Genomic DNA, 10,947 nt, shown 5'->3' on the forward strand with positions numbered 1-10,947 from the left:
TCAAATTACGCTTCTAACTAAGCCCCCAAGCGGCATATGCATCGTTATGCGACAAAGGCCCCCCTATGGACCCCTCAGGACGTGGAGAACGCACAACAGGATCAGTTATCGGGGGTGGTGGTGGGAAAGATATGGGGAGGACCCCGAAGGGGAGGGTCCCCATATCTTTCTCAGCCACCAGGCCCCCATACTTCGTATTGTGCGTTCTCGAAACCAAGCTAAGGGGTCCATAGGGGGGGGAAAAAACACTTATCTTTTCCCCCCATTCTGCCGATACCTTAAGTTAGTTTTCTCTGGATCGCGTGGAAGTTTATGTTTTTTTTTGAGAAAATGTCATTTTTTATCTTTCAATTTTAGCGATTTTTCTATAGACTTACAGAAGGAAGGAGCGAATAATGGGCAGTAAGGCTAAAAATATAACCCGCATGTTAAAATTCATACTACGAAGCCTTTATCCAATTGGCGTTTTCTTTCTTTTAACTACTTCTTTGTGGGGACATGGCAAGCAAGAGAATTGGCTGCCCGTGGACGGACAAGAAATATGGCAAAAAGAATACGATATTACAAACCTCAAACGGGGAAAACATAACTTTTTGGTTCGCGCCAGGGATTCCGCGGGGAACCAAACCATCGATGGACCCTATAACATCATCGTGGACCCCAACGCCGGGCTTCCGGTTGTGCGGATCGTTTACCCCGATGCAAATGCGGTAATACGCCAGGATACGGATTTCCTCGGGGTTGCCAGCGGTCGTTTTGGGGTGGACCGGGTCACGGTTCGCCTGGACGATCAGGCGCCGGCCCTGGCGGAGGGCACCGAATACTGGAAATTCCACATCTCCACCTTTGCCCAGGACATAACCCTGATGAGCGGGGTAGTCCAGGAACGGACCCTGCAGGAGGGAAGGCATACCCTCTACGTTAAAGCCCAGGATCTTAAACGGACCGAAGGGCCGGAGCTTGAAATACCCTTCGTATACGACAGAACCCTTCCTTTGGTGGAATTCGTCGGTATAGAAACGGGTCAGCTTGTGTCGGGTAACCTAAAGCTCCAGGGGCAGGCATCGGATTTTAACGGCATTGCTACGGTGGAGTTCAGCGCCAATGGGGGCGCCACCTTTACGGAACTGGATTTTGTACGGAATAGAAAGGACCCCAAAAAGGTTAACTTTATGGTCCCCTTCAACACCACCAGATTCCCCGATGGCCAGGTTTTCTTCCAACTCCGGGCCACGGATACCACCGGCCTTATCAGTACCCAGCCCTATCTGCTCTACGTGGACAACGAACATCCGCTTATCCAGATCCTTTCCCCTGCGGATGGCGAGAATTCCCTGGGGGCTACCAGGGTTACCGGAAGAATACACGACGCCGTGGGACTTTCCAAATTCTACTACGAATGGGTGGGGGAAACCCACGAAATCCCCATACGGCCGGGGGATCCCTACTGGGATATCAATCTGAATATTTCCTACCAAAATCGTAACCCCATACTCCGGGTAACTGCGGTAGACAAAAGCAATAACACAACCGTATTGGTTAAACGCTTTTCCGATAACCGCAAGGTAAAAACCCCGGCGGTTCAAACCGATTATCCCATATCGGGGCTTAACAACCTCGAACCGGATCAGTCCATCTACGGGCGCATTGCCCCGGGCTTTATTCCCTTTTCTATCATCATGGAAGGCAGGATTGAGGAACTTCCCGCCCAGCCGGGCTTCCGGATTTCTCCGGACATGATTCCCCAGGGCAGACGCACCATACGGCTCTGGGCCAAGGCCGAAGACGGCACCGTGGGTTCTCCCTTTACCCTGCGGGTCAACAAACCCCAGGGCAGCGAGGGTGCGATAGACCCCAAACCTTCTCCAATCGTGATAACCAGCCATAAGGCGTATGACTTTGTTCGGGACCGTTCGGTTACCGTCCATGGGCACATCGCCCAGCAGAACCTCAGCAGCGGGGGAGCCGGTCTGGACGCTTCTATCCTGGAAGAGCTTTCCGCCATGACCGATATTTCCCTTGCGGCAAGCCTCTTGGAAGGCGAAGGTGGAGATACCGGCGCGGCGGAATCGACGGTGATCGACGAAGTCCCCTACTCAACCCTCATTGCCCAGGGCGGCGCCTTTAGGCTGGAATACCGGCTTAATCCCCAGGAGGACTGGAGTTCCCTGACTATCCGTGGGGACGGCAGCTTTGAGTTCCCCATCGATCTCAACTCCTTTGGGGAAGGACCCATCCATGCCGAAATACGGACCATCCAGCGGGACCTGCCCGCTATCCCCTTCTATTTCCCCCTGAACCGGGCAATATCAGAACCGGAAGTCGTCTTTATATCCCCCATTCAGGACGGAACCCCGGTTAACGGTTCCGTAACCATCACCGGCCGGGTATACTCCTACGTACCGGTCACTGCCATCGATTTTACCACCGATGACAATATTTTTACCCCCATCCCCATGAAGGCGGGGTTCGAGAAATACGAATTCTCCACCCTCTTCGATTTCACCGCCATGGACAGGGCGGGGGGCACGTTTACCCTCCGGGTAACCGATAAAAGCGGCGATACCTTTTTGGTGCCCCTTAATGTTCCGGTGGACGCCGATTCGGATAATCCGGTTATTACCTATAATAAGCCCATGGAAAGAGAGGTTATCACCGAAGATTTGACCATCACCGGTCTAGCCCGGGATGATGATGGGGTTTACGGCGTCTATTGGCGGCTTGTTAAGCGGGAAGAAAGCGGCGCCGACCGTACCCGGATGTTCGCTTGGGCGGAGGATGAGGAGGAAACTCCCGCACTCTCCACCGATTTTACCTTTATCGAAACCAAGGAGTCCTTCCGTATCGATATTCCCATGGAGTATCTCTCCGATGGTGAATGGCTTATCGAGACTTTTGGCGAGGATATTTACGGCATCCAGGGCGAGGTCTTTACCAGGACTATCCGGGTAAGTACCGCGAATCCCACGGTTACCCTAACAGACCCGGTAATGACCATCTACAACCGCGGGGTCATTTATCTCCAGGGCCACGCTACCGACAACAACGGTATCATGGGGGTCTGGGTATCCATGGATAACGGGAACTCCTACCAGCAGGCGGACGGCGCGGAGGACTGGCGGCTTACCTTAAATACCAACTTCTACGAAGACGGTGAATACGCCCTGCTCATGCGGGCCCGGGACCGTTACGACCGGGAAACCATAGACAGCGCCATGATCAACATCGATAATACTCCGCCGGAAATGGTTTTCCAGGTTCCCTATGACGACGCCTCGGTGGGCAATGATTTGGAAATTGCCGCCCGTATTCTGGATAATATCGAGATACAGGATATCACCCTGGAGGTTATCGCGGTTACGGATTCCACCTTCCGGTTAAGCTTTAACCTTGATACCACCGCTCCGGTTATACTGGAAACCCTGGATATTACCGACGCCCCCGAGGGGGCCTACAATATCCGTATTGTCGCCACGGATCTGGCGGGCAATACCGCCGTGGTCAGCAGGAACGTCACCAAAACAAACGAGGCTGCGGCATCCGAAGCGGCCTTCTTCAACCCCATGCCCGGGGAAGTACATACCGGGGTTATCAATATCAGCGGAAGAACCAAGGGTCTGAAAATACCCCAGGAAGTGCAGATTTGGGCTAACCGGGAACCACTTACCATGATCCCGGTGGATAAATACGGAAACTTCTACTTTAAATATCCCCAGGAAAAGGTGCCCGAGGACGGGTTCATAATCCTTTCCGCAAGCTTCCAAACCCCCTCGGGGGAAACGGTGCTGAGCAATGAGCATCCCATGCTCTACCGCGATACCGGACCTATCGTATCCGTAGAAAGCCATGTTGACGGCGATGTCATCAATGGGCGGCCCTGGCTCAAGGGGAAGGCCTGGATGGAATTTTCCCCGTCCCAATGGGCTTCCATGTCCAAAAATGAGCGCACCTACTATAAAGTAAGCCAGGTAATGGTAAGCTTTGACAACGGCCGGACCTTCCACCGGACTAAGGGCAGCAAGGAATGGAAATTCCGTCTGGAATGCAGCGAGCTTGGCCGGGGTCCCCTGCCCATACTGGTCCGTGCGGAATTCGCCAACGGCGAAATAGCCATACGCCGGGTGGTGGTAACCATAGACCTGGATCCGCCGGAGCTCAAGACCCTTGATCCCGAAGAGGACAGCCTCCACCGGGATACCCTCTATGTGTACGGTACCGCCAGTGAGGAATATTCCTTTGATTCGCTCATGATCAACCTGCGCCCCGGGGATAAGATGCTGTATATGATCCCGCCGATCATCCAGGGGCTTTACATTGATGGAACCGTCTTCGGCGCCACCTACGGCAGTATCGGTATGGGGATTACCTTCTTTGATAATAACGTTAAGCTCCAGTTCCAGGGAGGTCTGGCGCCCACCAGCGACGACAATACCTGGCGTTTCCCCGGAACCGTATTTGGAGTAAAGCTTATAGCAAATATTTACAACCTCCCCTTCCGGTATGTCTTTGGACCGGATTGGGAAATGTTCTCCATGACCTGGGCGCTGGGCGCCAACTTTTCCTACTTCTCCATGACAAACGCCAATGCGGGACCCCAGGTTTTGGGGGCCTTCCTGGCACAATGGGAAATAGCCCGGTTTACCTTCCCCCAGTTTAAGGCCTTCAGTGCCTACGCCTTCTTTATGGAGCCCGCCATCTGGTTCACCACCTCCGACGTGCCCGGGGACGTGGATCGTTTCACGTTCCGTATCTCCTGGGGAATACGGATGAATGTGTTCTAAACTATTAAATAAGGAGGGGTCGGGATATGGAATCCGCAAATGACGATGATGTGAACCGGCTCATGCAGGAGGAGACCGAAAAGGTTATCCACCATATAAGCGCCAAACTGCCAAAGGAAATCCTTGAGTCCCTGGATCAGAATGGGGGTTTGAAAGAAAAACTGTTCAGCTACTTTAACCAGAGTTTCCAGGCCGTTGCCCGGTATGTCCCAAAGGATATTGGGGAGCTCTTGGATCAGGTTGGCGGGGAGGATAAGTTTAACACCCGGGAAGTGGAAAAATCCCTGGTCAATATGTACGGCCACCTCCAAGGCCATATCCAGCGGGGAATAAACGAGCTGGAAAACCAGACGAACAGCCTGCTTCGGCATAACAGCGACAGCGGTGTCTTTATCCGCGGGGATAAGTCCTATACGGTGGTAAAAAGCGCCTTTCGTGACAATCCAGAAAGGCCCAAGACCGTTACGGACCTTAAACTTTGCGTCAATATCCTTGAATCGGAACTGGTCAGCCCCATATTCCACTACCAGGTAACGATGGAATACCTTATCAAGGATATCCTCTCCAAAAATATTATCGAAACCATCGATAAGGAAGTAGAAAAACTGCGGGACGAAAGGCTGGACGAGGGGCTGGATGAATTGTCCGATTCGGAAATTATCATTAATAAATTAGAGAAGGTGGAAGAATTTACCGACGACAATCCGGGACAGGCCAAGGCAAAACGGTATTCCCTCATAGCGAAGGAAATCCTTGACCGCCTTAAGGATACCCGGGCGGAAATAGATCCATCAGAATATGATCAGCTCAATATTCGGGAGAATCTTAAGAAGATCGTGGACGGCGAAAATATCCGCGACCGGGGTTTCAACACCGCGGTAAATTCCCTTACCTCTATCCTGGATAACTCCCGCCTTGGGTTCCAGTATGTGGAAAATTTTAAAAATGCCCGGGAACTCCTTATCCGCGAATACGATGACAGCGATGCTGCGGACCTCCCGGACGAGCATTACCAAATACGGATGCGTTACTACGACGGCAGCCAGATCCTTGAGGAGCGCAAGGCCTACGATGTACAAATGAAGAGCTTCGAGACCGAGATCCTCCACGTATGGGATATACTCCAGCTTATTTACGAGGACAGCAAATCCCCCTTTAAGGTGAGCGACTTCAAGGACCTCACCCTGAAAACCAAGGACCGGCTCCGAAAAATAAACAAGGGGAAACCCGATGCTCTGTACGAGGATATCGAAAAACCCTGGGACGGTCTTAGTTTTGTAAAAGCCGCTGAAACGGATGTGGAAAGGATGAACCGTACCTACACCTACGAAAAGGAACGGATCCGGCAGCGTATCGCATTGATGCGGGAAATGATCAAGGATCTCTACGGCGAATATGAGTACCCGGCGGAACGGCGTTCCCTGGAGGAGCGCTTAAATTTTCTGGAAAAAGAATATACCCGTTTCGACTACGGAATAAACCCCTATCATCTGCACCCGGGCCTGGTGCTCGACGTGGATATTACGTCGATCAAGCGGAAACGGATTACCCTGGAAGCAATGTCCAAGGCCCTCAATGAATTTCTCCAGGGAGTAGCCAAGAGTTTCCAGGACACGGCCTTCTCCGTCCCCAGCCGCCCATCCTTCCCCGCAGCCCAAGGCTTCGGCGATCTGGTTAGCAGTGTTTCCGGCGGCATCTACCTGGACCCGCCGCCACCCGCCAAACCCGCTGAAAAAAAACCCAAGGCCGCAAAGGCAGCCAAAAAACCTGACGACGACAATATCCGGGAAATATAACGGTTTATTCTTTCGGCAGGTTTGGACCAAGTACGTCGCCGGGTTTAATACCCGCACGGGTGAACCAGCCTTGGGGGACTTCCAGGGCGTAGCGGGCGGAACGGCTGGACTGGATTGTACGCAGGCTTTGGGGCTGCATGTCGTGAATTTCCAGGATACGTCCGTCGTAGGCAATATAGGCAATGGAAAGGGGGATCAGGGTATTCTTCATCCAGAAACTAAGTATGTGGTCCCGTTCGAAAACAAAGAGCATCCCCTGCCCGTCCGCAAGGGATTTCCTGCCCATAAGGCCCCGGGTGCGCTGATCTTCCGTACGGGCTATTTCCGCTAGGATAGGCGCCTCAGTTCCATCAGAGCGCAGTATATGTAATTCCAGCGTTTCAAGCCGGCTCTGGGAGCCCGAACCCCCGGCGGCGCAGTTTAGGGCTGCGCAGAAAAACAGTGCTATGCACACTAAAACTGCAAAATAATACCTGCGGCGCCGGGGACTCTTCAATTAAAAACCTTCCAGAAATTCGTTACGGTTAAGCAGATCCCGGGCGCCGTCTGCGGAGGGCCCCACAAGAATCTCGGCGGGGGATAGCTTTAACATTTCAAAATTATACTTATCGATATATTTCACCGTCAAGGGCCGTTCAAGGGATACCCGGGTATCATCGTTCTCCCATACCGCTTCCTGGGGGTTCAGGGAACTGGGTTCCCCGTAGCGCTGGCGGAGGGAAGAAAAAACCGAATAGTGATCCACCAGGGTGGTGTTCAGGGAAAAGGACATGATAAAAACTTCCCCATACCGAAGCTGAAAAAATGCCCGGCGTATGAAGGAAAATCCCTGGGTTTCCACCAGGGTCTGCTCCCGGTCAGAGGGCATCAGGGAAACATCCCGGTCCTCCCGGAAATAAAAAATATTGTCATCCCGAAGGGCTGTCTTAAGTTCCTCAAGACCAATACCTAAGAATATATGGCGGAAACTACGGGACAGAGGGGCCGGTTCATCGGGATTTTCTGTTGGCGCGGTCTCACTATCCTGGGGATAAACAAAACCCGGCAGAGAGAGAAAACATATCAAAATGAGGAAGTAGGGGTATCTCATTACGTTTAATGTCGGCAAATCCGGGATCAAAACTAAGCGCTTTAGTGTCTTGCTTTTTTGGCCGTACTGTGCCGGGATTTTTCGATACGCTGCATATTCCGGTAATATTGGGTTTGCTTGGCGATTTCAAAGACATCAAGTACGCAGATTTTGCCATTGACAAGCTGAATATTCCGGTTGTTCATGAACTTCCTAATCAGCTGGGTACCGTCCGCCGGGGAGATGCCCACCATGTTTATCAATTCATTGGGACCAAAATCAAAAATGTACGATTGCTCAACATTTGAATCCACCCTGCTCTTTTCAAGCTGAATCAACAGGGCGTCGTAAATGCGCCCTATGGGGTCCTCAAGCAGGGTATTGGCGATTTGTTTGTAGATGAACCAGATCCGTTCCGAAAGCAGGGTAGTAAGCTTGGCGATGATCTGGGGCTGGGTGGCGACCATGCGGGCAAAGTTTGCCCGGCTCACCATGAGGAGCATACAATCCTCGTAAGCCACCGCGCAGGCCGTTCTGGGTTTGGATTCCAGCAGGGCCATTTCCCCAAAAATATCCCCGGTTTTTAAGACCGCCAGCAGGACTTCGTTGTTATCGGCAATCTTGATAATCTTCACGGACCCCTTCTGGATAATATACAGCTCGTCCCCCGGTTCTCCTTCGGAAAAGATCATCGTACCCTTGGTGTATTTCCGGGCAGATTCATTTGGGGGGAATACCTGGGGCGGCGATTTTACGTAGGGGGCTATCTTCATCATCCGTTCCCGGGTGGCATTGAAATTAACTCCGCGAGGGCTATGCTTGAGATACTGGGAATAGGCGTAATAGGCCAGGTTGAACTGGCTTATCTTCGCGTAGTATTCCCCCACTATAAAAAGCTGGGAAACATTATCTTCGGAGTTGTTCTTCAGGGTCAGCTTGGTAAGGGCTTCGTCCAGATAGCGCATTCGCCGGGAGAATTGAAGGATAATCTTCATGGCCACCGCGGTGTTTTTTTGAATCAGTTCGCCGTACTGCTCCTTCTGGACCGAAATCAGGGTAACGTCCGTTAAAGCCTGGGCAGTTTCGATATGACTGTGGTTAGACATGGTAGATACGACGGAGAAAAAATCGCCGGGACCTAACAGATTGCCCCCCTCTTCCTCCACCACTTCCACTGCCTTGGAAATCTGTACCTTTCCCTCGCGGATAATAAAAAAACGGTCCGCATTCCGTTTCCCTTCTACCACAATATATGAGTTTTTTTTAAAATTTACAAACGTCAGCAGAAGCGGTGTATTCATAACGACCTATTTAAAAAAGTATAGAAACCCTTACCCATCATGTCAATGAAAGAATTATATTATTAATATATACCAGAAAAACGAAAAAAAAACCTGTTTTTCAGCCATTTTCTTCCCAATTTCCCACAAAAATAATCTCCGGTTCCAACGCTATCCCCAGGGCGTCCTTCACCCTCCGGGCCGCCTGCTCCGTCAGCTTCCGTATATCAGCCGCGGTGGCATTCCCGGTATTGATAATGATATTCCCGTGCCATGGCGCAAGCTGCGCCCCCCCTATCCGGAGCCCCCGCAGGCCAAGCTCATCGATAATCTTCCCCGTGGGCTTCCCGAATTCCCGGTTATTCTTAAACACCGATCCCGCCGAAGGATACCGGTAATGCCCCTTCTCCTTCCGGTCCTGTCTATGGGCTTCCATTTCCTGCCGTATATCCGCCGCCGCCCGTTTTTCCAGGCGAAATTCCGCCGCCAGAATCACTACATCCCGTTTTTGAAAGGGACTCCGCTTATAGGCAAAGTCCCCCGCCTTACAGGGAACCCATACTCGTTGGAAGTTTTCGTCCAGAATCTCCGTTCCCATCAACACGTCGGAAACCTGCTTTTCATAACACCGGGCGTTCATCCACACCGCCCCCCCAACCGTCCCGGGCATCCCCGCTAAAAACTCAAGCCCCCCCCAACCCCGTTCAGCCGCCGCCTCCACCGCCTCATCCACCACGGTCCCCGCCCGCACCTTCACGGAACCGCCTTCCCACCCGGCTCCGCCCGACCAGCCCGTGGTATCCAGCACGATACCCCGTATCCCCGCATCCGCCGCCACCAGATTCGCGCCGCCCCCCAGAACAAACAGGGGTATACCCAAAGCCCGGGCCTGTCCCAAAATTGCCGCCACAAACCCGGGAAAGCAATCCCCCTGGGGCCGCACCCAAAGCTCCGCAGGACCGCCTACCTTAAAGGTCGTGTGGGATGCCATAGGTTCGTTACACCGCATCTCTCCGGAGAAGGCTGTTTCTGCGGCGATAGCTTTGGCGATATCCAGAAGGTTAGTTGAGGTATACATATACCGTAGTATATCGGCAAAGACGGGCGGGGGGAGGGGCATACCCGGCGCTCACACGCTTGTAGAATTCGCTTACGGAGCCCCTTCGGGTCTCCTCCAGCGAGGAATTCCTCGGACCGTAGGTCCGCAATGTGTTCGGCCGGGTATGCCCCTCCCCCCGCCCGCCGGTGTCAGATGGGACGAAGAAAGGTATACCCCGAACCGGGTTCACATGCCGGAGTTTCAGGCTGGGTAGTATTATAGGCGAAGATCCTTTAGCGTAGTATTGTGTGACATAGGCAGGGTTAGGCTTTGGCAATCTGGTCTTCTTTTAGGCCGGTGTAGAGGGCTATTTTGCTTACCGGCTCGTTGTGTTTTTTCATAATCCGGGCTGTCTCAAGCTTGTCTTCTATTTTACCCTCGACCTTTCCTTTGGTTTCCCACCTGGCGGCGGCTCCCAACTCGATAAAAATATTGTCTATAATGGCGTCACCACGCATACCTAAAACCCCCTCGACCTGACGGTCATTGGCCTGTGCCAACATGTATAAATACGCACTCATGGGCGCCTACGCTCTCTCGGTCTAAACCACGGTCTAAACCGACCAGCCAGCGGCTCTCCCCAGGGGGCAGCTTCTTCCGGTTTATGATCTGTATGGGCATCACATGACCCTCTATGAGTGTAATCCCAGCCCATTTTTCCGTCAATCTATACAGGGGTTTTGTAAAAAAAGCTTATAGAGATACTTTATCGGCAAAGACGGGCGGGGGGAAGGGCATCCCCCCGCCCGCCGGTATCACAAAGTATTACCAGGAACTTTCTCCACAAACCGGTTTCGCACACCATAGTGTCAGGCTGGGTAGCAGTATAGGCTAAGACCCCCTTACCGCATTGTGTGACACAAAGCGGCAAGCTACGCCCCGCTCTTCCTGAAAAACTCCCTTTACCGCATTATGTGACAAA

Annotated in this window: 7 protein-coding genes; 2 read left to right on the forward strand and 5 right to left on the reverse strand. The window is 52.5% G+C overall.

Annotated elements, in window-relative coordinates:
* The first annotated feature begins 524 nt into the window (after window positions 1–524).
* Both TPRIMZ1_RS0114570 and cfpA read left to right on the forward strand, forming a co-directional pair.
* Window positions 525–4,781 carry an Ig-like domain-containing protein gene (locus TPRIMZ1_RS0114570; protein WP_232616844.1) on the forward strand — a complete coding sequence of 1,419 codons (4,257 nt, stop codon included), beginning with the start codon at window positions 525–527 and terminating at the stop codon, window positions 4,779–4,781.
* A gap of 26 nt (window positions 4,782–4,807) precedes the next feature.
* Window positions 4,808–6,577 carry a cytoplasmic filament protein CfpA gene (gene cfpA / locus TPRIMZ1_RS19200; protein ID WP_010261685.1) on the forward strand — a complete coding sequence of 590 codons (1,770 nt, stop codon included), beginning with the start codon at window positions 4,808–4,810 and terminating at the stop codon, window positions 6,575–6,577.
* 4 nt (window positions 6,578–6,581) lie between these two features.
* Here cfpA and TPRIMZ1_RS0114580 read toward each other — a convergent pair whose 3' ends face one another.
* The 5 genes from TPRIMZ1_RS0114580 to TPRIMZ1_RS19210 form a co-directional block, all read right to left on the reverse strand.
* Entirely contained in the window at window positions 6,582–7,073 is a 492-nt protein-coding gene (locus TPRIMZ1_RS0114580) for a DUF192 domain-containing protein (RefSeq protein ID WP_010261688.1), read from the reverse strand.
* Window positions 7,074–7,667, reverse strand: a complete 594-nt coding sequence (locus TPRIMZ1_RS19205; protein WP_010261691.1) for a hypothetical protein — start codon at window positions 7,665–7,667, stop codon at window positions 7,074–7,076.
* A 41-nt stretch (window positions 7,668–7,708) separates the two neighbouring features.
* The gene (locus tag TPRIMZ1_RS0114590) at window positions 7,709–8,947 is read right to left on the reverse strand and encodes a Crp/Fnr family transcriptional regulator (RefSeq protein WP_010261694.1); all 1,239 of its coding nucleotides are present in this window, start codon (window positions 8,945–8,947) and stop codon (window positions 7,709–7,711) included.
* A gap of 100 nt (window positions 8,948–9,047) precedes the next feature.
* Window positions 9,048–10,046 (reverse strand): UDP-N-acetylmuramate dehydrogenase, encoded by a 999-nt coding sequence (gene murB, locus TPRIMZ1_RS0114595; protein ID WP_010261696.1) that lies wholly within the window; start codon window positions 10,044–10,046, stop codon window positions 9,048–9,050.
* 242 nt (window positions 10,047–10,288) lie between these two features.
* A complete protein-coding gene (locus tag TPRIMZ1_RS19210; protein WP_157784274.1) occupies window positions 10,289–10,546 on the reverse strand; it encodes a hypothetical protein in 258 nt (85 codons plus the stop codon).
* Window positions 10,547–10,947 lie beyond the last annotated feature (401 nt).

Origin of the sequence: Treponema primitia ZAS-1, from assembly GCF_000297095.1 — a bacterium.
Taxonomy (GTDB): Bacteria; Spirochaetota; Spirochaetia; order Treponematales; family Breznakiellaceae; genus Termitinema; species Termitinema primitia_A.